The sequence below is a fragment of the Haloarcula taiwanensis genome, from assembly GCA_002844335.1.
Classification (GTDB): Archaea; Halobacteriota; Halobacteria; order Halobacteriales; family Haloarculaceae; genus Haloarcula; species Haloarcula taiwanensis.
Genome location: CP019154.1, coordinates 2,487,033 through 2,512,158, shown reverse-complemented (window position 1 = coordinate 2,512,158; position 25,126 = coordinate 2,487,033). Strand labels below are relative to the sequence as shown.

Genomic DNA, 25,126 nt, shown 5'->3' with positions numbered 1-25,126 from the left:
CCATGTCGCGCGAGTCGTACCAGCAACAACTGGACGAACTCCGGGACGGCGTGGTCGGGATGGGCGATCTGGTCGTCGAGCGACTCGAATCGGCGCTCACTGCGCTCCGGACCGTCGACCGGGAGATGGCGCAGTCTGTCATCGACGGTGACAACGAAATAAACGAGCTGTATCTGGCCCTTGAAGCCGACTGTATCGACCTCTTTGCTCTCCAGCAGCCGGTCGCGACCGACCTCCGCTTTATCGCCGCCTCGTTCAAGATAATCACCGATCTTGAACGCGTGGGAGACCTCGCCACGAACCTCGCGGCCTACGCACAGTCGGCCGACCGTCGACTTGCCCCCGAGGTCGACGTCGACACTATCGGCCGCGAGGCCACCGACATGGTCGAGCGTAGTATCGACGCCTATCGACTGGAAGCCGTCGAGGACTGTCGCGCTATCGCGGCTGATGACGACGCGCTCGATGCGCTCTGCCAGCGGGCCAGCGAGACCGTCGCCCGGGACCTCATCGAACGGGAGGCCGACGGCGACGACGGCTGGGCGGTCGAGCAACTCCTCGACGACGTGTCCCGGCTCCTGTTGACGGTTCGGGACCTCGAACGCGTCGGCGACCACGCGGTCAACATCGCGGCACGCACGCTGTACATGGTCGAAACCGACTCAGAACTCATTTACTAGCTATGGAAACCCGAAAGATACAGACCGTCGGCGGCGGCACGTACACCGTTTCGCTCCCAAAAGAGTGGGCCGAATCGGAGAACTGTACGGCCGGAACGACGGTGAACCTCCACACGCACATCGACGGGCTCCTGGTAATCCAGACCCCTGAGTCACAGACGACGGCGCGGAACCGCCTCAGACTGGAAGTCGGCAACGACGACCCGGCGGAAATAGAGCAGCTGTTGCGGGCGGCCTACGCCGCTGGCGTCGAATCTGTCGTCCTTGAAGTCCCCGATGGCTACAGCGACGAACAACACCGGGCCATCGAACGCGTCACCCGGAACCTGACAGGTGTGACCGTCGCTGAGGCGACCGAGTCACAGGTCACGGTCCGGACGATGCTCGATGCTGGCGAGGTGTCCGTCAGCCAGTCGGTCCGCCAGCTCCAGTTCGTCGCCCTGTCGATGCACCGGGACGCGATGGCCGCGCTCACGACCGGGACGACCGGCGACCGGTGGGCCGACCGCGACGAGCAGGCCGACCGGCTGTACGCCATGATAGACCGCTACTTCGAGCGCGGGCTGGCCCGCCTCGACGAGATAGACGCGCTCGGGCTGACCCGTCCCGAACTGTTCACCCTCTGGGGGACCGCGAACGAACTCGAACGCGTGGCCGATCACGCCGAGCGCATCGGGACCGTCGCCGACCGACTCGACGGCCAACCCGACGAGCGTATCATCACAGCCCTCGACAGCATTGCACAGGATGTCCACGCCGTCGTCGAGGACGCTGTCCGAGTGATCATTGGCGACGCCTGTGTCGACACCGCCCGACAGACACTGGCCACGCGCCGGGACGTTCGAGAGCGGATAACCAGTCTCGACCGACAGCTGTTCGAGTCCGGTGACGCCGACTACCGGCTCACGCGCGCCCTCGACAGCCTCGCTAGAACGGCGGAACACGGCGGTAATATCGCCGAGTTCGGGCTCCGGATGGCTGTTCGCGACGGCGCGCTCTCGGACCCGGCAACTGACACCGACGAGGCAAACGCGTCGAGTTCGACAGCTGAAACAGAGTCCTGACCAACGCACAGCACACAAGAGTCATCGGTTCCGAGACTGGCTATGGTCGACTGGGACGTGTATCTCGTCACGCAGGCGTCGCTCTCGGCGGGCCGGACAACCGACGAAATCGTCGCAGACGCGATTGACGGTGGCGTCGGCGTCGTCCAACTCCGCGAGAAGGACCGGACCGCGCGCGAACGCTACGAACTCGGTCGGGAACTGCGGGACCTGACCCGCGAGGCCGACGTCGCGTTCGTCGTCAACGACCGCGTAGACATCGCACAGGCACTCGACGCTGACGGGGTCCACCTCGGCGACGACGACCTTCCTGTTCCGGTCGCGCGGGACTTGCTGGGCGAGGACGCACTCATCGGGCGCTCGGTCTCGACTGTCGAAGACGCCCGGGAAGCGGCGGCGGCCGGCGCGGACTATCTTGGCGTTGGTGCAGTGTTTGCTACCGGCTCGAAAGACGACATCGATGACGACGAGTACGCCATCGGCACCGAGCGAGTCGCTGCTATCGCAGAAGCAGTAGACATCCCGTTTGTCGCTATCGGCGGCATCACGGCCGATAACGCCGTTGAGGTCGTCAGAGCGGGTGCGGACGGGGTCGCTGTCATCACAGCAATCACGCAGGCCGACGACCCGACAGCGGCGACGGACGCGTTACACAGTGCCGTCGAGCAGGGGCGATAGCACTGGCTTGTTCGCGGTACCGCCGAGACAGCCCGGTTTGCGGGCGGCGCTCAGATACCGAGAAGGTCGGGCGCGACGAGGGCGACGACGAGACAGAGAAACACGAGAATCGCGACCGAGCGGAGGACGCCGGCTGTCTGTCGTCTGCGCTTTGGCAACACCTCCGCAACGCCCGCTAATCCGGTTCCGACGACCATCGCGAGTAACCAGCTGTCCGGGACAGCACCCTCGGTAACCCAGGCGGACACGTAGAGACCGGCGAAGACAAGTGACCCAGCGAAGTGGACGAGAGCGATCCGTGGCCCGGACGGTTCGCTGAACACAGCGTTGCTGATACTGGAGGGCATCAGCGGTGAGATGCGCCCCAGAATTAATAAATTGCGGTGGTAGCCGCGACAGAGGGTCTGTCGTGTCCAGACCGCTACGCCGACTGCTGCAGCTTCTCGCGTAACTGTCGCTCGTCGACGTGGTACTTGAACGCCGGCGACTCGTCCACGAAGACGTAGGGAACGCGCTCGCCGTACTCCGCCTGAAGCTCGGGATCTTCGTCAACGTCGACGAGGTCTAGCGCGATAGCGACTTCCTCGTCGTCGGCGACTTGCTCGATTGTCTCGATGGCCTTCTCACAGAGATGGCAGTCCTCGCGCGTGTAGACGGTGATCGACACGTCGCTCATCACTGGAACACGGGGGCGACAGCATAAGACTCTCACTCTCCCGTCGGCGATGGGTTTCAGTGCTTCGCGCCCGTAGCTCCCTCAATGACAGGCTGGACTATCGAAGACATGCCCCCGCTGACGGACCGAACCGTGGTCGTAACCGGCGCGAACAGCGGGCTGGGACTTGAAGGCTCGAAGGCGTTCGCTCGCAGAGGCGCGACGGTTGTGATGGCCTGCCGGAGCGTCGACCGCGGTGAATCGGCCGCAGCGGAGATCCGCGAAGCCGTGCCGAACGCGACGCTCGATATCCGTAAGTGTGACCTCGCGGACCTCTCGAACGTCGAATCCTTCGCCGACGGCCTCCAAGACGACTACGACGCCGTCGACATTCTCTGTAACAACGCCGGCGTCATGGCGATTCCCCGGAGCGAGACGGCCGACGGTTTCGAGACGCAGTTCGGCGTCAACCATCTGGGTCACTTTGCCCTGACCGGGCACCTCCTTGACCTCCTCGGGGCCGCCGACGGCGAGTCCCGAATCGTCACGCAGTCCAGCGGTGCACACGAGATGGGCGAGATTGACTTCGACGACCTGCAGGGCGAGCGCTCCTACGGGAAGTGGTCGGCCTACGGCCAGAGCAAGCTCGCCAACCTCCTCTTTGCCTACGAACTCCAGCGCCGGCTGGGCAACCACGGCTGGGACGACGTGATAAGCGTCGCCTGCCACCCCGGCTACGCCGACACCGACCTCCAGTTCCGCGGACCCCGGGAGATGGGGTCGACGCTGCGAACCGCGGCTATGGGCCTCGCCAACGCTGTGCTCGCCCAGTCCGCCGAGCAGGGCGCGCTCCCGATGCTGTACGCTGCCACCGCCGACGACGTCATCGGCGGCGAGTACGTCGGCCCCGGCGGCCTGCTCGACATGCGCGGCCCGCCCGAGTTCCAGCAGTCCAACGCGGCCTCGCGCGACGAGGCGACCGCCGAACGGCTCTGGGCGGTCTCGACCGACCTCACCGGCGTCGAGTACGACTTCGAGCGCGCGTAAACGGTTATTTCTCGGGTGCGGACGTGCTATGCCAGCTCCGGGCCGTTCCTCCGCCTCTTCGCCTCGCGCTCGCCGCGGTCGCGGGCGCTGCCGCGCTGGTCGTCGGTCGCTGGCTCGCCCGCCGTCGGGGGGCCGGCGACTGACCCGATGTCACCACGCTTTCCTGTCCGGCTGGTGAATCCCGCCGATACATGCAACCAGTCGAAATCGCGCTCAGGCTGCTTGCAGGGGTCGCCCTGATCCTCGCAAACGGCTTCTTCGTCGCCATCGAGTTTGCCCTGACCCGGGCCAGACAGTACTCGGAGTCGGAGTTCGACGAACCCGGCCTCCGTCGGGCCTGGGAGATGACCGACGACCTCGAAATCTACCTGACGAGCTGTCAGGTCGGCATCACCGCTTCCAGCATTGCGGTCGGTATCGTCGCCGAGCCGGCGCTCGCTGCCATCTTCGAGCCGTATTTCCAGTCTTCTGCGCTGGCCGGCGTCGGGGCCGGCGCGGCCATCGCCTTCCTCATCATCAACCTCGTCCACCTGACCCACGGCGAGCAGACGCCGACGTACCTCGGCGTCGAGCGCGCGAAGTTCGTCTGCCGGTACGGCGCGACGCCGCTGTACTACTTCGCGTGGGTCATCTCGCCGATTATCAAGGTCGGCGACGGCGTCGCCAAGTGGACGCTGGGGCTGTTCGGTGTCGAGATGTCCGGCGCGTGGCTCGAAGCGGAGGTCGACAGCATCGAGTCCCGGGCCGAACTACGCAACGAACTCGGTTCCGTTCTGGACCGCGGCGACGTGCCCGACGAGCGTCGTGAGGAGATTATTTCTGCGTTCCGCGTTGGCGACCGTGAAGTCGGCGACGTGATGGTGCCCCGCGAGGACATCGTCGCGCTGTCGCCGACCGACGACGACGTGACCAACGCCGAGCGCATCGCCGAGACGCCCCACACCCGCTACCCGCTCGTCGGCGAGACGCTCGAAGACTTCCTCGGCATCGTCTACATCCCGGCGCTGGTCGACGAGCGCGAGGAACAGGACGGGGCGGGCGGCCTGCTCGACGGCATCGACCTCGAAGCCGTCGCCTCGCCGCCGATGACGATGTCGCCCGACACCACCGTCAGTGACGCCATCGACCAGTTCCAGGCCGAGCGCCAAGAACTGGCCTTCGTGCTCGAAGACGGCGAAGTCGTCGGGCTGGTGACGGTCACGGACCTGCTGGAGGAGGTCGTCGGCGACATCCAGGACCCGATGGACGCCGAAGCCGGCGTCGAGTGACGCTGAAAGTACTACCGGTCGACGGCACTGAGGCCTGACGGCTACCGCGGCGGCGTGTAGACGTTGACCGTCTCTAGGGGCGTCTCCGTCGTTCTCTATGCTGTGGCGTTTGCCGGCCTCCATGACCACTTCGAAGTAGCGGTCGAAGTCGAGTCGCGTTCGCTCCATACGCGCCGGTCTGTCGTACCGCAGCCCCACTCTCGGGACGCTCAGTCCCCGCCCGCGAGCCGCCCGACCCGGCCGGTGAGCCGGGCCGCGATGCCCTCGAAGTGGGCGGTGCTCCAGCCCGCGACGACGAGCGCGCCGACCGTGTTGAACACGAGGTCGTTCACGATGTCCCCCGTGCCGTACTGTGCCAGGACCGCCTCGCCGCCGACTACCGACGCGAGGCCGCCGCTTGCGAACTCAAGTATCTCCCAGCCGACGCCCACCGCGAGGACGAACAGGACGACGAAGGTGGCGCGGAACCCGCGGTTGAAATCGACCGCCCGGGAGTGGCGTTCGACCGCCCGCGCGACCGCGTACCCCACGCCGGCGACCAGCGACGCCGAGACGGCGTGGGCCAGGCTGTCGTACCAGCCAAACGCCTGGTACAGTTCGAGCGCGCCGGCCCCGTGCAGCGTCGACGCCACCGTGATCCACAGCACAAGACCGGTGTCCATCGCGTAGTCGTATTCCCGGCGGAACAGCGCCGGCAGGAACGTTATCGCCAGCGGGCCGGCGCTGTTGACGAACAGCGTCACGTTGCCCCGGACGAGCGCGAAGGCGGATATTACCCCGAGGACCGCCTGTAGCGTCCGGACCGCGATGCGGTGGTGCTTGCCGTCTCCGGGAAGGGACGTACCCGACTGGTCACGTTCGGATGGGTCTGCGCCCGAGACGCGCAGTCGGGCGATGCGCGCCGACCGTTCGAAGTACAGTTCGAACACGACACCGGCGATGATACCGGCGGTCGCTGCAGTGACGAGGTCCCACATCAGCTCCGTCTGCCCGTCGAGGAACGCGGTTCCCAGTAGCGTGTCGGTCGCATAGATACCGACCGCCCAGACGCCCGCGACGGCCATCGTCACGATGACGACGAACACCGTTGCGAACCGCGGCGTCATCGTCAGTGAGGTACACGCATCGAGGACAACGGCCAACAGCAGTGCGACCCCGGCGATTACGAGGAACGGGGTGACCTGCGGGAAACCGCCGACCGTCCGGACGAGTACCGGGACCGCGACCAGTCCGAGCAACTCCGCAGGCACCGTCGTTTCGAGATTCCGCGTGGCGAACGGAACCGTGACCGCGATACCGACGAGGAGTGCCGTGAGCACTGCCCACTCGAATTCGCCACCGGCCAGGAACCGTCCGACGCCGCCGATGAGAATTCCCGTTACCGTCCACGCGCCGAGCGCGTCGAGCCGGTGGGGACCGATAAGAGACTGTAGCGAGCCCATCACGACGTGAATACGACACGAGTCGTAATCAAAGCACGGCGGTTTCCTGACAGGCTTCTGGAGTTCATCGCCTCTATGGCCCCTGTCACGCGACTGACCGACGGCTGTCTGACGAGGATATATTTCTCTGGCCGTTCAACTCCCCGTAATCAATGGACGAAGCGTTTCTGGACCTCGAATCGATCGAGGTCGAACTGGACGAGGAGTTGCTCGATGCGATTGACGACAAGGCGTTCGCCGACCACCGCGACAACCGGGACGCCGCGATTCGCGACCTGCTCGATGAGTGGCTGAAACAGCGCGCCACCGAAGACGCGAACGAGCGTGACTGAGCGAGGCCGAGGTCGCCTGCGTGACAGCCTACTGGAGGGTGACGGTCTCGCCTAATTCGGGCGCGGTCGCGTCGTAGCCGTCTTCGCGGAGTGTGGTTGCAAACGCCTCGCAGCGGTCGCCGTGGTTCACGAGCACCGGCGTGTCACGATAGTCACCGAGGTACGCCAACAGCCCACCGCGGTCGGCGTGTGCCGAAAAGTCGTACTGCTCGACGCGCGCGCTGACAGGCATAATCCGCCCGTCTATCTCGGCACTACCGGTCTCTAGCAGGTCCCGGCCCGGCGTTCCCTCGACCTGATACCCGGTCATCGTGACCTTGTTCATCGGATTTCCACGGACCTCCGGGATATACGTCATCGCCGGGCCGCCCGAGAGCATCCCGCTGGTGGTGACGATTGCCGCCTTCTGGTCGGTGATACGTTTGCGCTGGCCGTCCTTGCCAGTCACAAACCGTGCGTGCGATTTCGCCCGCCGGAACGCGTCGGCGTCCCGGAGGAACTCGGGGTACTGGGCGAGCATCTCGGTCACCTCCTTACCCATCCCGTCGACGTAGCAGGGGATGTCGTGGGCCTCGCAGACGAGCAACATCTCCTGTGTTCGTCCGATGGCGAAGGCGGGGACGACGACGGTGCCGCCCTCCCAGAGCGTCGTTTCGACGCTTTCGACGAATCGACCCTCGACCGTTTCTCGGAGTTCGTGGTCGACATCGGAATAGGTGCTCTCACAGATGACCGTGTCCGCGTCCGGACGGGCCGTCGTCCCTGAGACGAGGCGCTGGTCGTCGGTGTGGAAATCGCCCGTGTACAGCAGTCGGGTGTCGCCGTCGTCAACGAGAACGTGTGCGCTTCCCGGGATGTGGCCGGCGTTGTAGAAGGTGACCTCGTAGCCGGCGGCCTCGAACGTCTCCCGGTAGCCGTGGGTCTCAGACACCTGCGTCACCCGCCTGACGTTGGTCTCGGTGAACGGACAGTTGACCGTCCCGCCGTGGAGCTTGAGCGTGTCACGGGCGAGCGTCATCGCCAGTTCGTACGTCGGCGGCGTCCAGTGAATCGGTGGTCGCGCGTCGCCCGATACCAGCGCCGGGATGGTCCCGACGTGGTCGAGGTGGCCGTGGGAGACGACGACGGCGTCCGGCGACGGCGTCCGAACCGGAAACTGTGGCGGCGAGTCGGTCAACATCCCGAAATCTAGCAGTAACGACTCGTCAATGAGGATGGCGCTCCGACCGATTTCACCCGCCCCGCCGAGAAACTGCACATCCATTATGGGGACAGACGCATCGCGTCCGTTTCCGTTCGTCGGTTCTGGCCGGCTCGTGTCGTTAGCCGCCGGGGCAGCGTAATATCTATGAACCAGAACACGACGATATATCGACGCTTAGTGGCTATGAAAGCTCAAGGAGCTATTTTTCGGTACCGTATTGTGTGTGGCTAACATATCTGGTGGGCAGTGTTACCACCCTAGCATAAACAATTATTATACTCGGGGCACATTGTTCACTTGTCATGGCGACACGCCAGCAATCCCCGACGACGTACCACACGTGCAGTTGCGGTGAGGAGTTCGACACGACGGAGGAACTCCTCGAACACGCACGAGAGGCACACGGGCTTAGCGTACACTAACTGGCGTCGCGCCGCTTTTCGCACACAGGAATCCCGACAGCAACAGGTCAGGACGTTTTGTCGATGTCCTGCCGAACGCTGAACCGCGCGTAGCCGCCGTGTGAGAGGTCAAGTGCACCCAGCCACCAGTTCCATCGCTCGGCGAGTTGATACTCCTCGGGCGCGTCCGCGAGGTTGTCGATGACATCTTCAACGGTCAGTTCCGCCCCGAAGTCGGTCACGAACTGGTCTGATTCCGAGAGGTCCCGCGCCTGTCTGGCGACGACCGTAACGATATCCGGGTCGGCGTCGAAGGCGTCGCGGAGTTCCCGTTCGAGTTCCGTTCGGTCCACACCCGCGTGTAGGATGCGCATCTGACTTGAATGTACGGTTGGGAACGCGACTGGCTTTTCGAGCCGTGCCGCCCGGAACAGATGTCACTGTCTCAGGGACGCCATCGCTCTCGAACAGCGCCACAAAAATCCGAAAGTAAGCCGTTACCGCTCCGATTTGACGCGTCGTATGCTGCCGCTTACTCAGCTTCGTCCTGCTTCACGGTTCCCGGTGGTCGCCGTTCCGATTCGAGGCCCCGCACGCTTGCGCTTACTCAGCCTCGCCCTGCTCCACGGGTCGCCCTGCGGGCTCCCCGCTCCGCTACGAAGCGAACGCCTTCGCTATGCTCAGTCGTCCGCTTCGCCTTTCTCGATAGGCGCACCAACCAGATTGCCCCATTCAGTCCAGGAGCCGTCGTAGTTGATGGTGTCGTCGTAGCCCAGCAGTTCGTGCAGGGCGAACCAGGCGACCGAGGAGCGCTCACCGATGCGGCAGTAGGCGACCGTCGTGGAGTCGCCGTCGATGCCGTACTCGGCGTAGAGTTCTTCGAGTTCGTCGTAGTCCTTGAACGTCCCGTCGTCGTTGGTGACGGCCGCCCAGGAGATGTTCTGTGCGCCGGGGATGTGGCCGCCGCGCTGGGCGGTCTCCTGGAGTCCCGGGGGTGCGAGGATTTCGCCGGAGTATTCCTCGGGCGAGCGAACGTCGACCAGCGGCAGTTCGCGCTCGATGGCGTTCTCGACGTCCTCTCGGTAGGCGCGGATGGACTCGCGCGGGCCGGAGGCCTCGTAGTCGACTTCGGAGAACTCGGGGACCTCGTCGGTGAGTTCGTAGTCGTTCTCGACCCAGTACTCGCGGCCGCCGTCGAGCAGCTTCACGTCGTCGTGGCCGTAGTACTTGAACTGCCAATACGTGTAGGCGGCGAACCAGTTGGAGTTGTCTCCGTAGAGAACGACCGTCGAGTCCTCGCTGATGCCGTGACTGCCAAGCAGGTCCTCGAAATCTTCCTTGTCGAGGATGTCGCGTGTGGTCTGGTCCTGAAGCTGTGTCTCCCAGTTGAAGCCGATCGCCCCGGGGGCGTGGCTCTCGTCGTACAGTTCCGTGTCGACGTCCACTTCTACCAGTCGGTGGGCGGGGTCGTCGCTCTGGAACTCGTCCAGATGCTCGCTGACCCAGTCGGCCGAGACGAGCACGTCGTTAGCGTAGTCAGTCATAGTGCATCGAAGCGTAAGTCTACCAGACATATATTACTACGACTTTCGGCATGTTCGGCCACTCGTCCACCGTGTCGGCAGACGTTGCCTCTACTGAGCACTGTCGCTATTCAACACGTCCGCCGCCCAGCGGACAGGAGCCATGGCGTTCCATGTCCGGATGTGAGCCCTGCTGTGCGTGCGCGAAATGCGGCAGCATTTGCACCCACCTTCGACCGCACATGATGAGAGTTTTCAAGCGGACGGAGCGGTTACGCGTGGACGATGACTGATTTCGTCTCTGCGGAGTGGGTGTCGAGTCGGGGCGACGACCTCCGGGTGGTCGACGTGCGAGACGCGTGGGAGTACGACGGCCTCGGACACCTCCCGGGTGCGGTGAACGTACCCTTCGATTCGTTCCGGGCGGACGAACACGGCGCGGAGTCCGATGCTGGCGAGGGAATGCTGCCCGCCGAAGACGAGTGGGCACGGTTGCTCTCGGAGGCCGGCATCTCGCCGGAGAGCGAAATCGTGGCGTACGACGACCACCACGGCGTCTTCGCCGCGCGGTTTCTGGTCACCGCAGAACTGTTCGGCCACGACCCCGACCGACTCCACCTCCTTGACGGCGACTTCTCCAGTTGGCAACTCGAACGGGAGACCTCGAGCGAGACGCCCGATGTCACACCGACCGACTACGCCGTTCAGCGGCCGGCGTCGACGCCGCTGGTCGGCCCGGATACGGTCGCTGAGGCGGCGAACGACTCCGACACGGTGCTGGTCGACACCCGCGAGGACGAGGAGTACGACGCGGGCCACATCCCCGGTGCGGTCCTGCTGGACTGGCGGGACCTCGTCGACGACGAGACGCGAGGCCTGCTCGCGCGCGAGGAGGCGCTGTCCGTTCTCGAAAGTGCCGGCGTCGCCCCCGAGAAACGTGTCGTTCTCTACTGCAACACCGCCCGGCGCATCAGCCACACGTACGTCGTCCTCCGGCATCTGGGCTTCGAGCGGGTGGATTTCTACGAAGGGAGCCTCACTGAGTGGGAAGCACAGGGGCGGCCGCTGGAGACGAACTGAGACGTCGTCGCGCTGGCATACTCTACATTACGTCAGTTTCTGCTGGTCGCCCTGCCGCTCGCTGGTCAGTAGCGACGACAGTTCGACCAGCAGCGCGATGACGACCGGGCCGGCGATGAAGCCGATGACGCCAAGCGTCAACACGCCGCCAGTGAATCCGACGAAGTAGAGGCTGGCCGGGAGACCCGTCGTGTAGCGGGCGAGCTTCGGTCTGATTACCGCATCGGGGAGGAAACCGACAAAAACGAGGCCGAACACGGTCACCAGAACTGCCCCGGTGATGTTGCCGTTGATAACATCCGCGACAGCGATGGTGAGGACGACGACGCTGGGGCCGATGACGGGAACGAACTGCAGAATACCGGCGACCACTGCCAGTGCGAACGCGCCCTGATAGCCCAGCAGCCAGAACACGACCCACGCCACGACGAAGGTCCCGAACGCCGTCGCCGCCTGAAGCACGTAAATCGCGTACAGCGTCCCCCGGAGTCGCTGATGGAGTCGGTTGACGACCTCGTGATACGACGCCGGGACCGTCCGATAGACGGCCGTTTTCGGAGCCTGCGGCTGCCAGAGCATCGCGTAGACGAGGATCGCAAACAGGACGGCCTTCAGCGCCAGCACGGGCGATTCAGCGGCTAAATCCACCGCGACGGCCGTGAGCGTCTCTCGGGCGGCTACTAACGTCGGATCTATCTCGATCGGGTAGCTGAACTCGCCGAATTCGAGGGTCACCATCGACGGGAGCTGCTGGAAGAAAGAAAACAGGTCGCGGCGGCGGAGATACAGCACGGCCCCGAGCGGGACGATGATGAGTGTGCCGCTGATGAAGGCGATACCTGTTGTCACAGCCGCCGACAGTCGCCTGTTGAGTCCGTGGCGTCCAAGCCATTCCGAGACGGGGAAAAGCACGTATGCGACCGTGATTGCGAAGAAAATCGTCGCTAGCACCCGCGCGAGCAGAACTCCTGTCAGACAGCCGGTGAGGACAAGCAGGCCCGCGAGGACGTAGGTACGTCGGCGTGTTACCACGCCCGTCTTTTTCCATCGGCCGGTAAAAACGTTACCCGCAAACGCCAGCAGGGTAACACGTCTGTCAGGACCGTGAGAACAGCGCCGCTAGCTGTTCTCTGGAGAACAGCGTTGTCGGCCGGTCCATGTGGACGCCGATCTCGCCTTCGAAGGCTTTCATCCCGACTTTCTGTATCGGTTCCGGTGCGGAGTAGCCCGCCCGAACGGCGTGGCCGAGGCGGATCTCCTGTCGAAGGTCGTCGCGCCACGCGCGCTCGTACTCGCCCAGCGTCGCCGGGTCGTCGGGGTCGATTTCTCGGGCCGCGTGGTCGGCGGCAGTCATGCCGTATCGGATGCCACCGCCGGTGAAGGGCTTGGTCTGGGCTGCGGCGTCACCGATGAGAAACGACCGTCGACCGGTGACTCGCCTCGGCGGGCCGATCGGGATAAGTCCAGAACAGCGGTGGTCGGTTTCGACGCCGTAGCCGTCGACGAACTCCTCGAAACGGCCGCGAGCGTCAGCACCCGGTGGTACCGCCAGTCCGTACTCGACGCCGGCTTCGCCTCGTGGAATGCGCCAGGCGAAAAAGCGCGGGACGGTAAGGTGCACGTCGACGAAATCGCTGTGGTCGACCTCGTCGCTGAACCCGAGGACGCCGTGCAGTAGTTCGTCGGGTTCGGGCAAGTCCAGTTCCCGCCGGACGCGGCTCTTCGGGCCGTCACAGCCGGCGACCATCTTCGCGCGGTGGGTCTCGATGCCGTCGGGTCCGCGGACTTCGACGGTGACGCCATCTTTGTCCTCAGTGACGCCGACGACCGAGTGCTCCTCGCGGACCTCGGCACCGGCGCCACGGGCCACTTCGGCGAGATGCCTGTCCAGACCGACGCGGTCGATAACGTTCGATATGACCTCGTCCTTGTAGAAGGGATGGTCCTGACTGCTGGGACCGCCAGTGTGAAACCGAGCGCCCGAAATCTCGTTCTGGAACAGGTCGTCGCGGGCGTCTTCGGTGAACTCCCAGATATCCGTGCTGACGTGACCCGAGCAGGCAAGGGGCTTCCCGACCTCCCCCTGTTCGAAGACGACCACGTCAAGCCCCCGCTCGGCCGCCCGACGCGCGTACCGCGACCCGGCCGGTCCCGCCCCGACGACCACAACGTCATACATACACGTTCTCTCGGTGTCACGAACCAAATACCTTCTCGATTCGCTCGCTCCCGGTCAGCCGCCCGCGGCGGGGACCCGCGGATGGCCCTGCCGCTCGGCCAGCCAGCCGCCGAAGCGGCCGGCGAGCGCGCCGCCGAGCGCCGGAATGAGCATGGCGAGCGCTCCGACCGACAGCCCCATCGCGACGCCGACGGCCTGGAACCACAGCGGGTTCGCCACGGAAGGGATGGACCACACGAACTCGGCCACCCCCCACAGCGCCGGAAGGCCGCCGACGAAACCGGCTCGCAGTCCGGTCGCAGTGCCGTTTCCGCCGCGGCGCTTGACGAGGTAGCCGGCGAGCGCGCCGCCGACCACAACCATGTTGAACATGATGCTGTCCGGGGACTGAATCACCTGCAACGCGGTGAAGGGGGCGGCCAGCAGCCCGCCGAGCAGGGCGCACGTCCACGTATCCGAGCGGTCGAGTTGGAGGGACATCACGGCACGGTACGACGGCCAGGTGCATCAGTGTTCTCCGCTGATATGTCATGGAATCGTTGCGAACGGCGGCCGTGTGGCTGTCTGCGGGACGCCGCTCACCGGAGCACCGGCGAACGCGACGACGGCGAGCAGGAGCGGGCCAAGCGCCACCGCGATGCACTGCCCGTGACCGAGCGGTATGCGAGATAGCTGACACCGCCACGTCGCCGGTCGAAGCAGGGCGTATTTGTCGGTGTAGCCCCTGTCGTCGGCTATGGCAGAGTACCAGCCCGGGGTGTGTAACATCGGAGCGAACCAGCGCCGCGCCCGGCGGCTGTCGGCCGTCGGGTCGTTCGCCGTCGCTGCTGGCATCGCAGTCGCCGTCGGGGTCGGCGCAGTCCCTCGACTGTCGCTGTGGGCGACTGTCCCCTTCATTTTTGGCGGGTTCCTCGGCGCGTTTCAGGATTACTTCCAGTTCTGTGTCGCTTTCGGAGCGCTGGCCCGCTACGACCTCTCGGGGTCCGGTGGGGAAAGCGGACGCGTCGGCACGAGCGAGGCCGTTCGCGCTGATCGGCGAAAAGCGGCGAAAATCATCCTGCTCTCGGCTGTTGCGACGGTCGTGACAGCCGGCATCGGGTCCGTGGCTGTTACCGCCGTGTAGGGCTTCTGTCCGCTGTGTGTTCTGTTTGTCACCAGAGCCGCTCAGGCGGTGGCGGTATCAGATGACGGCCAGCCCGCTCGGGACTTGCTCGTAGTCGCTCGGCCAGTCCCCGCCGTCGAGGTCGTGTCGCGTCCACGCGTCCCCGCGGTTCGACTGGAACAGCCCGTGGTTCGTCAGTACGAGGAAGCTGCCGTCCGGGTCGGTGGCGAGGACCGGGCGGGCCAGCCCACCCGGACCCGGCAGGCCGTCCATCGATTGTGTCCACCGCTCACCGTCCCACCGATACACGTAGCTCTCTCCGTGTGTGCTGTGCGCGGACTGTGGGCCGCTGGCAGCCGAGACGACGACGCGGTCCGGGTCGTCGGGGTGGACAGCCAGCCCCCATACGTACCGATGGGCCAGCCCGTCCTGCGGGTGGGTCCACGTCGCTCCCCGGTCGGCCGACAGCGCGAAGCCGTCGCCGGCGGCGGTGTACACCCGGTCCGGGGCGTCTGGATGGGTCGACAGCGTGTGGTTGTCCCGCCGAGCACCGTCGGGATGGTCGACCCACGTTTCGCCGCCGTCCGGACTGCGGATGAACGCGCCGGCCTCGATAGCGGCGTACACCTGCGCCGGGTCGTCTGGGGCGAGCGCGAGCCAGCGGACGTGGTGGGTGTGTGGCCGCGGCGGAAACGACCACCGCGACGCCGTATCGAGGTCGGTCAGCCCCGGCCGCTCCGTCCACGTCTCGCCGCCGTCGGTCGAGCGGTAGACGGCGCTCGGTTCCGTCCCGGCCCACACCATGTCAGGGTCCTGTGAGCTGACTGTGGCGCTCGTCACGCGGTCGCCGGCGTCGAGGACCGATTCCCACGTCGCGCCACCGCCGGTCGTCCGCTGGAGGCCGGCGTCGGCGGTGCCGACGAAGGCCCGGGCCGGCTCGGCCGCGCCCGCGGCGACACACTCGATGTCGTGGCCGAGCAGGCAGTCGTCCCAGCCGGTCCCGCTGCCTCCGACGAGGACGCGGTCGCCGAGCGCGGCGTAGACGGTGTCCATAGACGACTGTACGATGCCCGAGCGAAGAAAGCTGGTGGTGGTCAGCGACTCGCCGACCGCGTCAGCGCGAAGACGTACAGCGCCACGAAGAAGCCGCCGAGGAACGCTTCTGACTGGGCGAGGAGGCTCACGGTGGGATTGCTGACCTCGCCGACGCCGCCGAGGAAGAAGGCGATGAACGACCCGAGGCTGAGCTGTGCGTACTGGCCGACGCTCCCGAACAGGTCCGGCGCGATAGCGACGTACAGCCCCGCGTAGGCGGCGATGAGCGCCACGGACGCCGCGAGCGTGTACGACGCCCGCTCGCCGTAGCCAGTGGTCACGAACAGGAACGCGTTCATTCCCCAACGGGCGAGCGCCCGACCGTCGATTGCGCCGTGTGGCCACTCCCACTCCTGAGTCTCGCCGTCGGACTCCGTGCGGTCGTCGGTGTACGTACAGCGACTCCCGGCGCGCCCCGACCAGGCCATCGTTGCCAGGAACTGTCTGCAGGCAGGCATAAGCGCTTCCACACCCGTCCGGCCCGTCTGTAGCCGCGGCCGTGCCTACGGCGTCCACCAGCGCAGCCCAACCATCACGAAGACGATTGCCAGCTGCATCAGGCCCTGAAGTCCCCCGAGCTTGGCGTTTCGCATCCCGATTTCGGAGACGAGGTCGACGTCCGGGTTCTCGGAGACGACCTGCCGGTAGATGCGGACCTCGCCGGGCAGGATGACGCCGAAGCCCTGCACGGACAGCAGCGTCACGATGGCCAGCGTGGCGACTATCCACCACGAGGTCATCGCGAACTGCGGGAGCGCGGTCGCCAGATACGCCCCGGAGCCGAGGACGGCCACGCCGAGTATCCCCAGCGTCTTCGGGTCGGTCAGCGCGTCGAACTGGTAGCCGATGAGGAGGACGACGGGGATGAGCGTCGCCGCGGTCAGAATCGCCAGCCACGGGTCGGCGTTGGGGAACTTCCCGAGCCGGAGCGCGAGCAGGATGCCGCCGCTGATGGTCACTGTCGCCAGCGTCGGCATCAGGAACGTCATCTTCGGCGTGAACGACGCGAAGAAGTCAGCCCGGGCCTCCGGCTCCTGGCCCCCCAGGACCGGGCCCAGCACCAGCCCCATGAACAGGTCGATGCCGGTCCACAGCACGCCGGCCATCACGTGCACGTAGGTCAGCGCCCGGATGTTCCCGCTGGCGAGCGCGCCCACGAAAGCCAGCAGCGGGACGGCCACCGCCCCCGCGGCGAAGGCCGGGTTCGCCTGCCTCGCCAGCCCACCGATACCCCGTTTCCGCTCGACGCCGTCCGCTGTCGACTGTGCCATGGCTGGCTCTATCAGGTTCCGCCGGCGACTAAAACGTTGGTGGCCGCTTCGGATATCGCCGCAACACTGCTGACCGAACCGACCGACCGCACGTTTAATGCAATGCGTTGCGTCGTATTACGCATGGAGAACGTCACCACCCGTATGAGCGACGAGGAACTCGACCTGGTGGCGCGACTCGCCGACGCCACCGACGCGAGCCGCAGCGACGCCATTCGACAGGCCATCCAGCGGGGGGCCAGAGAGGAACTGATTCGGGTCGCCCTCCAGCGGTATCAGGACGGAGAGGTCGGGATGCGCGGTGCGGCGGAGTTGGCAGGGCTCACCATCGCGGAGATGATGGCCGAGGCCAACGACCGCGGCGTCATGACGAACTACGACGAGGCCGACCTGGCCGACGACGTAGACGCGCTTCGATGACCGGCGGCGAGCGAACGGTCCTGGTCGACGCGAGCGTCCTCATCACGCTGGCCGATACCGGGAGCGCTGCCCTGCTCGCCGGACTCGACGGCTCGGTCGTCGTCCCGGATCCCGTCCGCCGGGAGGTTACCAGCGACCCGGCAGCGAAAGCCCTGTCCGACGCCATCGACGACGGCTGGGTCACCTGTCCGCAGTCCGTCTCCACGGCGGCCGTCGAGGAGGCAGCCAGCCACCTCGGTCGCTCTGACGGGGACCCGCGAGGCGATGCCGTACTGCTGGCTCACGCGCTGGTCGCCGCCGACCCCGTTGTTGTCACCGACGACAAGCCGCGCCGACAGACCTGCAAGGCGCTGTCGATACCGGTCGCCGGGTCGATTGGCGTCCTCGTACGGGCCGTCGAACGGGGCGACATCGAGCCCGACGACGCGACCGAGACGCTCTACGCGATGGACGAGGTCGGCGCGCGGTTCAGCGCGAGCCTCGTTAGAAAAGCGGAGCGGCTCATCGACGACGCGGCCGATTAGTCGTCGTCAGCCGCCGGCTGAGCCACGTCGCGGTCGGCGCGTGGCCCCTCCAGGTCGACGTTCGGCAGGAGGTCCCGGAGGTACTGCCCGGTGTAGGAGGCTTCGGTCCGGGCCACCTCCTCCGGGGTCCCCTCGGCGACGAGTTCGCCGCCGTTCTCGCCGCCCTCCGGCCCGAGGTCGATGATGTGGTCGGCGTTTTTCACCAGGTCGAGTTCGTGCTCGATGACGACCACGGTGTTGCCGTCGTCGGTGAGCCGGTGGAGCACGTCGATGAGCTTCCGTTCGTCCTCGGGGTGGAGGCCGGTCGTCGGCTCGTCGAGCAGGTACAGCGTCTCGCCCGAATCCTTCTTGCCGAGTTCTTCGGCGAGTTTGACGCGCTGGGCCTCCCCACCAGAAAGGGTCGTCGAGGGCTGGCCCAGCCGCATGTAACCCAGCCCCACGTCTTTCAGGAGTTCGAGGCGGCGGCGAATCCCCGAGTGGCTCTCGAAGAAGTCGTAGGCCTCCTCGACGGTCATCTCCAGCACGTCGGCGATGGTCGCGCCCTTGTAGGTCACGTCCAGCGTTTCGTCGTTGTAGCGCGCGCCGCCGCACTCCTCACAGGGGACGGTTACGTCGGAGAGGAAGTTCATGTCGATGGTGACCGTGCCCTGACCGCCACAGCCCTCACAGCGACCACCCTTGACGTTGAACGAGAAACGCCCCTTCTCGTAGCCCCGCTGTTTCGCGAGGCTGGTCTCGGCGAACAGTTCGCGGATGTGGTCGAAGACGTTGGTGTAGGTCGCCGGGTTGGATCGGGGCGTGCGGCCGATGGGCGACTGGTCGATAAGCCGCACCGTCTCGATGTCGTCGAGGCCCTCGATGGCGTCGTGCTCGCCGGGGTTCACGTCGGTGTCGTTCATCCGCCGGACCAGCCCCTTGTACAGCACGTCGTGCATCAGCGTCGACTTGCCGGAGCCGGAGACGCCGGTGATGGCCGTGAACGTTCCCAACGGGACGGACACGTCGAGGTCCGCGAGGTTGTGCTGGCGCGCGCCCCGGACCGTGAGTTCGCCGTCGGCCTCGCGGCGGCTCTCGGGCACCGGAATCGTCCGTTCGCCCGAGAGGTACTCCCCGGTCACCGATTCCTCGGTTTCGATGACCTCGTCCATCGGGCCGTTGACGACGACTTCGCCGCCGCGCTTGCCCGGACCCGGCCCCATGTCGATTATCTGGTCGGCCCGGCGCATCGTCTCGGTGTCGTGTTCGACGACGAGCAGGGTGTTACCGAGGTCCCGCAGTTCCTCCAGCGTGTTCAGCAGGCGGTCGTTGTCCCGCTGGTGGAGGCCGATAGAGGGTTCGTCAAGGACGTAGAGGACGCCGACGAGGCCGCTGCCGATCTGCGTTGCCAGCCGGATGCGCTGGCTCTCGCCGCCCGACAGCGTCGATGCTTCGCGGTCCAGCGTCAGGTAGTCCAGTCCCACCTCGGTCATGAAGCCAAGCCGGGCCCGAATCTCCTTCAGAATCTCCTCGGCGATTTTCCGGTCACGGGTAGAGAGGGTCGCCCCCAGGCCCTCGAAGTGTTCCAGCGCGTCGCTGATGGACATCTCGTTGACCTCGGTGATGGCGGTGCCGTCGACGAGCACCGCCCGGGACTCAGCCTTGAGTCGGGTCCCCTCACAGGCCGGGCACGTCGTCGTCGCCATGAACTCCTCGATGTGCTCGCGGGCGCGGTCGGAGTCCGTCTCGACGTGGCGGCGCTCCAGGTTGGGGATGACGCCCTCGAAGCGCTCGCTCTTCTCGCGGGTGCCGTTCTTGGTCCGCCACTGGAAGTCGACGATGTCGTCGGTACCATAGAGGAACTGCCGCCGAATGGACTCGTCCAGTTCCTCGAAGGGCGTCGAGAGGTCCACGCCGAAGTGCTCGGCGACGTTGTCCAGTTGCCGCGAGTAGTACGTCCGGTCGTAGCTCCAGGGTTCGAAGACGTGCTTGAGCGGCTTCGAGGGGTCGGTGACCACGAGGTCCTCGCTGACCTCCTTGGTCTCGCCCAGCCCCTCACACTCCGGGCAGGCCCCGTGCGGGGAGTTGAACGAGAACGACCGCGTCTCGATTTCGGAGATGTCGATACCGCAGTGCGTGCAGGCGAGGTCCTCGGAGAGTTCGACGACGAGGCGGGTGCGTTCGTCCGCGTCGCCCTCGTCGCCGTCGGCCAGGTCGCCCGTGGCTCTGGCATCCGACCCGCCGAGGGTCTCGGCCGCGCCTTCCGGCGGGTCCGGGAGGATGACCTTCAGCGTCCCGTCGGCCTCGGTCAGCGCCGTCTCGACGGAATCCGTGATGCGCGAGCGGGCGTCCGGCGAAATCTTCACGCGGTCGACGACCACGTCGACCGTGTGGTCGTAGTTCTCGTCCAGTTCCGGCCGGTCCAGCGTGAGGTCGAACTCCTCGCCGTCGACCTCGACGCGGCTGTACCCCTCGCCGACGAGGTCGTCGAACAGGTCCTCGAAGGCCCCCTTCTGGTCGCGAACGACCGGTGCACACAGTTTCGCGCGGGTGCCCTCGGGGAGTTCGAGGATGCGCGAGACCATGTTCTGGGCGGACTGCTCGCCCACTTCGCGGCCACACTCGGGGCAGTGCGGCGTCCCGACGCGGGCGTACAGCAGGCGGAGGTAGTCGTGTAGCTCGGTGACGGTCCCGACCGTCGAGCGGGGGTTGTTGGCAGCGTTCTTCTGGTCGATGGAGATGGCCGGCGACAGCCCCTCGACGTTCTCGACCTGGGGCTTGTCCATCTGGCCCAGGAAGTTCCGCGCGTACGCCGACAGCGACTCGATGTACCGGCGCTGGCCCTCGGCGTACACCGTCTCAAATGCGAGCGAGGATTTGCCCGACCCCGACAGCCCGGTGACGACTGTCAGTTCCTCGCGGGGAATCTCCACGTCGACGTCCTTGAGGTTGTGTTCCTCGGCCCCTCGGACCTCGATTATATCCTTGCTCATCTTTGCATCTTCGTTGGCCGGCAGGAGGGAAACCCTGTCGGTTCGGGTGCCGACAGACGACGCTTCGCACCTGCCTGATTTTATTTTGGACAGTGTGGCGAAAGATTCACCACGAATATCGAATATGAGATTGGTATGGGAACGAGCGACTACGACATCGCGGGGATTGACCTCTCCGACGACAGCTACACAGTTGAACAGAGTCTGGTCCGAAACAAGTACAAAGCCATGGACGCCGCCGGGAACGTCGTCCTCCGCGGGAAACAGAAGATGCTGAAGATGAAAGAGCAGTTCCCGTTCGTCGACGCGAACGGCGACGAGGTGTTCCAAATCAAGGCTGGCGGCATCATCGACGTGGCCGGAAACTACGTCCTCACTGACTCCAGGACCGGCGAGGACATTGTCATCCTCGACAACGACTACTCGATTTTTCAGGATACGTGGAAGATTCGGGACGCCAGCACCGAGGCGAAACTCGCCGAAATCAACTCCCAGGGTGCGCTCGTGACTATCGCCCGCAACGTCGTCCCGTTCGGCGGTTGGATTCCCCACAAGTACGAGATCACCGATCAGGACGGCAACCACGTCGGCAACATCGACGGGCAATTTTCGCTGAAAGACCGCTACGAGATTACCATCGACGACGCCAGTACGGTTCCAAAGGAGCCGATAATAGCCGCAGCGATGGTTATCGACGCGATTCAGGGGAACTGACGCCCCACCGGAATCCTTCTTGCCCTGGCTCTCCGAGGGACGGCTATGCGCCGCCGGACGGTCCTCCGACGACTCGCTCTCGCAGGAACAGGCGTCGGGCTGGCGACGGGAACGACCCGCGCACATCCGACGCCGACCGGCGACGGGACGGCCGAGCCAGCGGCCGCCGACACCCCGACCGGCGGGGACCCGCTGGGCGTGCTGGAGATGGAGACGGTGTACGAGGTCGTCACCAGCCCTGACGGGCACACGGCCTACGTCGCGACCGGGGACGGTATCGCGCTCGCCGACCTCGTCACGCCGACCAGCCCCAGACTGCTCGGTCGGCAGACGGGCCTGCTGGCAGAGAGCGACGACGGCCCGATACAGCGGGTGCAGGACCTCGCCGTCAGCGGTTCGCGGCTGCTGGCCGCCGGGCCGGCCCACCCCGCGGACGGAGCCCACGGGTTCGTCGTCTTCGACGTGAGCGACCGGCAGAAGCCGACACGAATGGCGGGGCTGGAACTGGACACGCGCATCCACAACTGCGACTTCGACGGCCGGTACGCCTACCTGACCGCGAACGACCGCGACGGCAACCCCCTGCTCGTCGTCGACGCCGAAACCGAGCAGGAAGTCGGCGAGTGGTCGCTGTTAGACGCCGGCGACGCCTGGCACGACGTACCGACGAGCCTCTGGCCGCTCCACGACGTGTGGGTGCAGGATGAGCGGGCCTATCTGGCCTACTGGGACAGCGGGACGTGGGTCGTCGACGTGTCTGACCCGAGCGACATCTCGCTGGTGGCGAAAGTTCGCGGGCGCGACCCAGAAGATCTCGCTGCCATCGAGGACCCCGGCACCGAGCGGAGCGAGCCGCCGGGCAACGACCACTTCGTGACGGTCGACGAGGACGCGTCGCTGCTTGGCGTCGGCGGCGAATCATGGGACCTCGGTGACGACGACAGCGGCGGTCCCAGCGGCATCGAACTGTACGACATCAGCGACCCGGCCGACGCCGAACTGCTGTCGACGCTCGACCCGCCGCCCACATCGGACCCCTCGCCCGGCGGGATTTTGACCACCGCTCACAACTTCGAGTTGACCGCCGACCGCTGTTACTCCGCGTGGTACAACGGCGGGGTCCGGGTCCACGACCTGACGGACCCGACCGCGCCCGAACTCGCCTTCGAGTGGCGCGACACCGATACGACCTCGTTCTGGACCACCCAGCGGGCCGCCGGCTGTTTCGTCGCCGGGAGCACGAACGCGAGCCAGGGGACGGAGGTCCAGCCCGGGCTGTACACGTTCCCGGACCCGCGGATACGGACGCCGACAGCGGACCCGTCGGCCACGGGCGATGAGGGCGGCAGCGCTAACAGCACTGATGGCACCTCCCTCGGCGTTGGCGGCCCCGGCTTCGGCGTCGGGTCGGCGGTCACGGCGCTCGCGCTGGCGGCCTGGCGCGCCAGCCGGCAAGACTGACGCCGCGCCGCTGACTGACTTCACTCACTCCAGCGCGCTCTTGACAGCGGCGGCGACGCTCCGGGCGCGCTCGGCCAGTTCTTCGGGGACCTGGCCGCGCTCGACCGCCGCGTCGAGTTCGTCGTCGTCGACCCGCTCGACGGTCCCGTCGGCGTGTTTCACCACGTCGACGTGGAGGTCGACGTACCGGGCGGTGTCGGGGAATACCTCGACGGGCGTACAGACGTTGACGTAGGTCCCCTTCTTTTCGCCGTCGCTGTCGCGGTACACCGTCGGGTACCACCACCGCCCTTCCTTGACTTTCGTCTCGGCGATGTCTCCGGCCTCTTTCGGGACGCCCAGCGCGTCGTAGGTGCCGCCGGGGCTCATCTCCCGCTCGATGGTCACCGTCCCGTCGTCGTCGACGGCCTGTACCTCGCCGTTGCCCAGCGTGATGAGCCGGCCGTCGGGCTTGCCGTGGCCCAGCGAGAGCGAGCCGCCGACCTGCGGGCCGAACTGCCGGGCCGTCACGGCAAAGGGGAAGTCCGTCTCGCCGGTCTCGGGGTCGTCACACAGCGCCTCGACGTAGTCGACGGCGGCGCTGGCGGCGCGGTCACCGGCCTTCACGCGGTGGTGGCCGGGCATCGTCGCCGTCACCTCGCGGCGGGCCTCATCGAGTGCGAAGCGGCTCTCGCGGCCGAACCACAGCCACGTCGTCGCCAGCCCCCCGTCGTACCGGGCCGGCGCGCAGTCCGCGGGCGGGTCGGCCCCGTCGAGCGATGCGTCGATGGCCGCCGCGCGGTCGTTGGCGGCGTCGAGCGCGTCGGCCAGCGCGTCGAAGCTCGCGTCCTCGCTCGCGGCTTCCCAGGAGACGCCCCAGCCGTCCCGTGGGTCCGCGGCGATTACGTCAAGCATCGCCGGGCCGCCGGTCCCCGACGACGGGCCGCTCCCGCCCCGGACGAGCGAGAGGAGGTCGCCGCGAACGGCGACGGTCGTGTCGAGTACCGGCCGACCATCCGTCCAGGGCGCGCTCGCTTCGACGACCTGCACGCGGAGCGCATCGCCCGTCTCGACGCGCTCGTCCGAAGACGAGTACGGGAGAAACCCCTCGCCGTCGCCGAGGTCGACGACAGCGCCGCTCCCGAGCGTCTCGGTCACGGTGCCAGCGTAGACCGCGCCCTCCGGCGTCGGGGCGTCCCAGTGGAGGGTGTCCCGGCCCACCGCAGTCAGGCGGTCGGTGACGCTCGCGGCGGCGTCGCGGTCGCCGACGACGCCGACGCCCTGCTGGTCGCCCGTCGTCGTCACGGTCACGGCCGCCCGCGCGTCAGCGAACTCGCCGTCGAAGCGCTCCTCGATGGGGCCCGAGGCCTGGACGATGTCGTGGCCGTCGTCGCGGAGGACCCGGGTCAGCGCCGTCGCGTAGATGCCCCTGACCCTGACGGTCATAGCGCGTCCTCGTCGGCGGCAAAGCGGACCCGGTCGTGGACCGTCGGCCCCAGCGAGAGCTCTACCTTCTCGTGGCTGAGGACGCGCCCGCCCTCGACCGGGACGCCCCAGGTGTCAAAACGTAGGTAGCCCCGGATGTCGTCGGCGTGGGTGAACAGGTCGCAGTACTCGACGGCGTGTTCCTGCACCTCGCTGGCGCTGTGGGCGAGGTCCATGTCGGAGTACACCGTCTCGCGGCCGTCGAAGAAGGCTTCCAGCGCCGCGGCCGCGTCGTCGGTCGCTTCCACGACGGCCTCGGAGGCGGCTTCGATGGTGTCCTGGTCGACGCCGGCCTCGCGGAGCGCCTGCTGTTCGCGTTGCGTGAAGTGCATACCCGCGAGTCAGTGGCGGAGGGAGGAAAACAGTGCGGAATCGCCTACACGACCATCGCGTTCAACACGAGCATCAACAGCCCGAACATGACGCCGGTCGCGACGATGGTTCGGGGATCGATACGGATGGTGTTCTGGTCTTCGGCGTCGAAATATCGGACCAGTCCTGCGCTGGACATCAGTCCGCCGCCGTCGCTGCCACTCATACTTCACGGTGGTGT

The 25,126-nt window shown here is 66.3% G+C and carries 27 protein-coding genes and 1 pseudogene; 12 read left to right on the top strand and 16 right to left on the bottom strand.

Translation table 11 applies throughout. From position 1 onward, the window contains the following. Window positions 1-2 precede the first annotated feature (2 nt). The 3 genes from BVU17_12720 to BVU17_12710 are packed head-to-tail and all read left to right on the top strand — an operon-like array spanning window position 3 to window position 2,422. Window positions 3-680, top strand: a complete 678-nt coding sequence (locus BVU17_12720; protein ID AUG48344.1) for a phosphate transport system regulatory protein PhoU — start codon at window positions 3-5, stop codon at window positions 678-680. A gap of 2 nt (window positions 681-682) precedes the next feature. Continuing rightward, window positions 683-1,744: a transcriptional regulator gene (locus BVU17_12715; protein AUG48343.1), complete on the top strand. Its 1,062-nt coding sequence runs from the start codon at window positions 683-685 to the stop codon at window positions 1,742-1,744. A 42-nt stretch (window positions 1,745-1,786) separates the two neighbouring features. Then, entirely contained in the window at window positions 1,787-2,422 is a 636-nt protein-coding gene (locus BVU17_12710; protein ID AUG48342.1) for a thiamine-phosphate diphosphorylase, read from the top strand. A gap of 50 nt (window positions 2,423-2,472) precedes the next feature. Here the strand turns inward: BVU17_12710 and BVU17_12705 are convergent, their stop codons facing one another. Together BVU17_12705 and BVU17_12700 are read right to left on the bottom strand one after the other, a co-directional pair. Continuing rightward, entirely contained in the window at window positions 2,473-2,769 is a 297-nt protein-coding gene (locus tag BVU17_12705; protein ID AUG48341.1) for a hypothetical protein, read from the bottom strand. Window positions 2,770-2,843: 74 nt separating this feature from the next. Next, window positions 2,844-3,098, bottom strand: a complete 255-nt coding sequence (locus BVU17_12700; GenBank protein AUG48340.1) for a thioredoxin family protein — start codon at window positions 3,096-3,098, stop codon at window positions 2,844-2,846. Window positions 3,099-3,182: 84 nt separating this feature from the next. Here BVU17_12700 and BVU17_12695 point away from each other — a divergent pair, with 84 nt between their 5' ends. Both BVU17_12695 and BVU17_12690 read left to right on the top strand, forming a co-directional pair. Then, complete coding sequence (locus BVU17_12695) at window positions 3,183-4,124, top strand: short-chain dehydrogenase (protein AUG48339.1); 942 nt, start codon at window positions 3,183-3,185, stop codon at window positions 4,122-4,124. A gap of 191 nt (window positions 4,125-4,315) precedes the next feature. Further along, complete coding sequence (locus BVU17_12690; protein AUG48338.1) at window positions 4,316-5,392, top strand: hypothetical protein; 1,077 nt, start codon at window positions 4,316-4,318, stop codon at window positions 5,390-5,392. A gap of 209 nt (window positions 5,393-5,601) precedes the next feature. Here the strand turns inward: BVU17_12690 and BVU17_12685 are convergent, their stop codons facing one another. Beyond that, window positions 5,602-6,834, bottom strand: a complete 1,233-nt coding sequence (locus BVU17_12685) for a hypothetical protein (protein AUG48337.1) — start codon at window positions 6,832-6,834, stop codon at window positions 5,602-5,604. 152 nt (window positions 6,835-6,986) lie between these two features. Between BVU17_12685 and BVU17_12680 the strand changes: the two genes are divergently transcribed. Then, on the top strand, window positions 6,987-7,166 hold the full coding sequence (locus BVU17_12680; GenBank protein ID AUG48336.1) for a ribbon-helix-helix protein, CopG family: 180 nt from the start codon (window positions 6,987-6,989) through the stop codon (window positions 7,164-7,166). A gap of 28 nt (window positions 7,167-7,194) precedes the next feature. On the opposite strand, the gene BVU17_12675 is transcribed toward BVU17_12680, so the two are convergent. From BVU17_12675 to BVU17_12665, 3 genes are all read right to left on the bottom strand, one after another. Continuing rightward, window positions 7,195-8,430, bottom strand: coding sequence for an MBL fold metallo-hydrolase (locus tag BVU17_12675; protein ID AUG48335.1), 1,236 nt, complete (start codon window positions 8,428-8,430; stop codon window positions 7,195-7,197). A gap of 409 nt (window positions 8,431-8,839) precedes the next feature. Then, the gene (locus BVU17_12670) at window positions 8,840-9,145 is read right to left on the bottom strand and encodes a hypothetical protein (protein AUG48334.1); all 306 of its coding nucleotides are present in this window, start codon (window positions 9,143-9,145) and stop codon (window positions 8,840-8,842) included. Window positions 9,146-9,451: 306 nt separating this feature from the next. After that, complete coding sequence (locus BVU17_12665) at window positions 9,452-10,315, bottom strand: sulfurtransferase (GenBank protein AUG48333.1); 864 nt, start codon at window positions 10,313-10,315, stop codon at window positions 9,452-9,454. Between the two features lie 264 nt (window positions 10,316-10,579). On the opposite strand from BVU17_12665, the gene BVU17_12660 reads away from it, so the two are divergent. Continuing rightward, window positions 10,580-11,374, top strand: coding sequence for a sulfurtransferase (locus tag BVU17_12660; GenBank protein ID AUG48332.1), 795 nt, complete (start codon window positions 10,580-10,582; stop codon window positions 11,372-11,374). 27 nt (window positions 11,375-11,401) lie between these two features. Here BVU17_12660 and BVU17_12655 read toward each other — a convergent pair whose 3' ends face one another. The 3 genes from BVU17_12655 to BVU17_12645 form a co-directional block, all read right to left on the bottom strand. Further along, window positions 11,402-12,406: a hypothetical protein gene (locus BVU17_12655; GenBank protein AUG48331.1), complete on the bottom strand. Its 1,005-nt coding sequence runs from the start codon at window positions 12,404-12,406 to the stop codon at window positions 11,402-11,404. A gap of 64 nt (window positions 12,407-12,470) precedes the next feature. Further along, window positions 12,471-13,553: an electron transfer flavoprotein gene (locus BVU17_12650; protein AUG48330.1), complete on the bottom strand. Its 1,083-nt coding sequence runs from the start codon at window positions 13,551-13,553 to the stop codon at window positions 12,471-12,473. 54 nt (window positions 13,554-13,607) lie between these two features. After that, window positions 13,608-14,033 (bottom strand): hypothetical protein, encoded by a 426-nt coding sequence (locus BVU17_12645; GenBank protein AUG48329.1) that lies wholly within the window; start codon window positions 14,031-14,033, stop codon window positions 13,608-13,610. Window positions 14,034-14,289: 256 nt separating this feature from the next. On the opposite strand from BVU17_12645, the gene BVU17_12640 reads away from it, so the two are divergent. Next, window positions 14,290-14,676, top strand: coding sequence for a hypothetical protein (locus BVU17_12640; protein ID AUG48328.1), 387 nt, complete (start codon window positions 14,290-14,292; stop codon window positions 14,674-14,676). 57 nt (window positions 14,677-14,733) lie between these two features. Here BVU17_12640 and BVU17_12635 read toward each other — a convergent pair whose 3' ends face one another. From BVU17_12635 to BVU17_12625, 3 genes and pseudogenes are all read right to left on the bottom strand, one after another. Then, window positions 14,734-15,708, bottom strand: a complete 975-nt coding sequence (locus BVU17_12635; GenBank protein AUG48327.1) for a hypothetical protein — start codon at window positions 15,706-15,708, stop codon at window positions 14,734-14,736. A gap of 41 nt (window positions 15,709-15,749) precedes the next feature. Continuing rightward, a pseudogene (locus BVU17_12630) lies at window positions 15,750-16,190 on the bottom strand (hypothetical protein). Between the two features lie 63 nt (window positions 16,191-16,253). Next, window positions 16,254-17,021, bottom strand: a complete 768-nt coding sequence (locus tag BVU17_12625; GenBank protein AUG48326.1) for a hypothetical protein — start codon at window positions 17,019-17,021, stop codon at window positions 16,254-16,256. A 123-nt stretch (window positions 17,022-17,144) separates the two neighbouring features. Between BVU17_12625 and BVU17_12620 the strand changes: the two genes are divergently transcribed. Further along, window positions 17,145-17,441: a hypothetical protein gene (locus BVU17_12620; GenBank protein ID AUG48325.1), complete on the top strand. Its 297-nt coding sequence runs from the start codon at window positions 17,145-17,147 to the stop codon at window positions 17,439-17,441. After that, complete coding sequence (locus BVU17_12615) at window positions 17,438-17,965, top strand: hypothetical protein (protein ID AUG48324.1); 528 nt, start codon at window positions 17,438-17,440, stop codon at window positions 17,963-17,965. Before BVU17_12620 ends, BVU17_12615 begins: the two co-directional genes overlap by 4 nt. Here BVU17_12615 and BVU17_12610 read toward each other — a convergent pair. Next, entirely contained in the window at window positions 17,962-20,934 is a 2,973-nt protein-coding gene (locus BVU17_12610; protein AUG48323.1) for an excinuclease ABC subunit A, read from the bottom strand. The genes BVU17_12615 and BVU17_12610 overlap by 4 nt on opposite strands. A 135-nt stretch (window positions 20,935-21,069) precedes the next feature. On the opposite strand from BVU17_12610, the gene BVU17_12605 reads away from it, so the two are divergent. Further along, complete coding sequence (locus BVU17_12605) at window positions 21,070-21,648, top strand: hypothetical protein (protein AUG48322.1); 579 nt, start codon at window positions 21,070-21,072, stop codon at window positions 21,646-21,648. 45 nt (window positions 21,649-21,693) lie between these two features. Beyond that, window positions 21,694-23,109, top strand: coding sequence for a hypothetical protein (locus tag BVU17_12600; protein ID AUG48321.1), 1,416 nt, complete (start codon window positions 21,694-21,696; stop codon window positions 23,107-23,109). A gap of 24 nt (window positions 23,110-23,133) precedes the next feature. Here the strand turns inward: BVU17_12600 and BVU17_12595 are convergent, their stop codons facing one another. The 3 genes from BVU17_12595 to BVU17_12585 are packed head-to-tail and all read right to left on the bottom strand — an operon-like array spanning window position 23,134 to window position 25,111. Beyond that, window positions 23,134-24,534, bottom strand: coding sequence for an RNA-binding protein (locus BVU17_12595; protein ID AUG48320.1), 1,401 nt, complete (start codon window positions 24,532-24,534; stop codon window positions 23,134-23,136). Next, the gene (locus tag BVU17_12590; protein AUG48319.1) at window positions 24,531-24,905 is read right to left on the bottom strand and encodes a hypothetical protein; all 375 of its coding nucleotides are present in this window, start codon (window positions 24,903-24,905) and stop codon (window positions 24,531-24,533) included. The genes BVU17_12595 and BVU17_12590 overlap by 4 nt, the downstream gene beginning before the upstream one ends. Window positions 24,906-24,949: 44 nt before the next feature. After that, entirely contained in the window at window positions 24,950-25,111 is a 162-nt protein-coding gene (locus BVU17_12585; protein ID AUG48318.1) for a preprotein translocase subunit SecG, read from the bottom strand. Window positions 25,112-25,126: the final 15 nt, after the last annotated feature.

Coding starts and splice junctions, on each gene's coding strand:
- BVU17_12670 (AUG48334.1), bottom strand. CDS start 9,145: ATGCGCATCCTACACGCGGGTGTGGACCGAACGGAACTCGAACGGGAA.
- BVU17_12710 (AUG48342.1), top strand. CDS start 1,787: ATGGTCGACTGGGACGTGTATCTCGTCACGCAGGCGTCGCTCTCGGCG.
- BVU17_12705 (AUG48341.1), bottom strand. CDS start 2,769: ATGCCCTCCAGTATCAGCAACGCTGTGTTCAGCGAACCGTCCGGGCCA.
- BVU17_12720 (AUG48344.1), top strand. CDS start 3: ATGTCGCGCGAGTCGTACCAGCAACAACTGGACGAACTCCGGGACGGC.
- BVU17_12685 (AUG48337.1), bottom strand. CDS start 6,834: ATGGGCTCGCTACAGTCTCTTATCGGTCCCCACCGGCTCGACGCGCTC.
- BVU17_12715 (AUG48343.1), top strand. CDS start 683: ATGGAAACCCGAAAGATACAGACCGTCGGCGGCGGCACGTACACCGTT.
- BVU17_12660 (AUG48332.1), top strand. CDS start 10,580: ATGACTGATTTCGTCTCTGCGGAGTGGGTGTCGAGTCGGGGCGACGAC.
- BVU17_12605 (AUG48322.1), top strand. CDS start 21,070: ATGGGAACGAGCGACTACGACATCGCGGGGATTGACCTCTCCGACGAC.
- BVU17_12680 (AUG48336.1), top strand. CDS start 6,987: ATGGACGAAGCGTTTCTGGACCTCGAATCGATCGAGGTCGAACTGGAC.
- BVU17_12585 (AUG48318.1), bottom strand. CDS start 25,111: ATGAGTGGCAGCGACGGCGGCGGACTGATGTCCAGCGCAGGACTGGTC.
- BVU17_12595 (AUG48320.1), bottom strand. CDS start 24,534: ATGACCGTCAGGGTCAGGGGCATCTACGCGACGGCGCTGACCCGGGTC.
- BVU17_12675 (AUG48335.1), bottom strand. CDS start 8,430: ATGGATGTGCAGTTTCTCGGCGGGGCGGGTGAAATCGGTCGGAGCGCC.
- BVU17_12615 (AUG48324.1), top strand. CDS start 17,438: ATGACCGGCGGCGAGCGAACGGTCCTGGTCGACGCGAGCGTCCTCATC.
- BVU17_12590 (AUG48319.1), bottom strand. CDS start 24,905: ATGCACTTCACGCAACGCGAACAGCAGGCGCTCCGCGAGGCCGGCGTC.
- BVU17_12700 (AUG48340.1), bottom strand. CDS start 3,098: ATGAGCGACGTGTCGATCACCGTCTACACGCGCGAGGACTGCCATCTC.
- BVU17_12620 (AUG48325.1), top strand. CDS start 17,145: ATGGAGAACGTCACCACCCGTATGAGCGACGAGGAACTCGACCTGGTG.
- BVU17_12690 (AUG48338.1), top strand. CDS start 4,316: ATGCAACCAGTCGAAATCGCGCTCAGGCTGCTTGCAGGGGTCGCCCTG.
- BVU17_12695 (AUG48339.1), top strand. CDS start 3,183: ATGACAGGCTGGACTATCGAAGACATGCCCCCGCTGACGGACCGAACC.
- BVU17_12625 (AUG48326.1), bottom strand. CDS start 17,021: ATGGCACAGTCGACAGCGGACGGCGTCGAGCGGAAACGGGGTATCGGT.
- BVU17_12645 (AUG48329.1), bottom strand. CDS start 14,033: ATGTCCCTCCAACTCGACCGCTCGGATACGTGGACGTGCGCCCTGCTC.
- BVU17_12600 (AUG48321.1), top strand. CDS start 21,694: ATGCGCCGCCGGACGGTCCTCCGACGACTCGCTCTCGCAGGAACAGGC.
- BVU17_12650 (AUG48330.1), bottom strand. CDS start 13,553: ATGTATGACGTTGTGGTCGTCGGGGCGGGACCGGCCGGGTCGCGGTAC.
- BVU17_12635 (AUG48327.1), bottom strand. CDS start 15,708: ATGGACACCGTCTACGCCGCGCTCGGCGACCGCGTCCTCGTCGGAGGC.
- BVU17_12640 (AUG48328.1), top strand. CDS start 14,290: ATGGCAGAGTACCAGCCCGGGGTGTGTAACATCGGAGCGAACCAGCGC.
- BVU17_12610 (AUG48323.1), bottom strand. CDS start 20,934: ATGAGCAAGGATATAATCGAGGTCCGAGGGGCCGAGGAACACAACCTC.
- BVU17_12665 (AUG48333.1), bottom strand. CDS start 10,315: ATGACTGACTACGCTAACGACGTGCTCGTCTCGGCCGACTGGGTCAGC.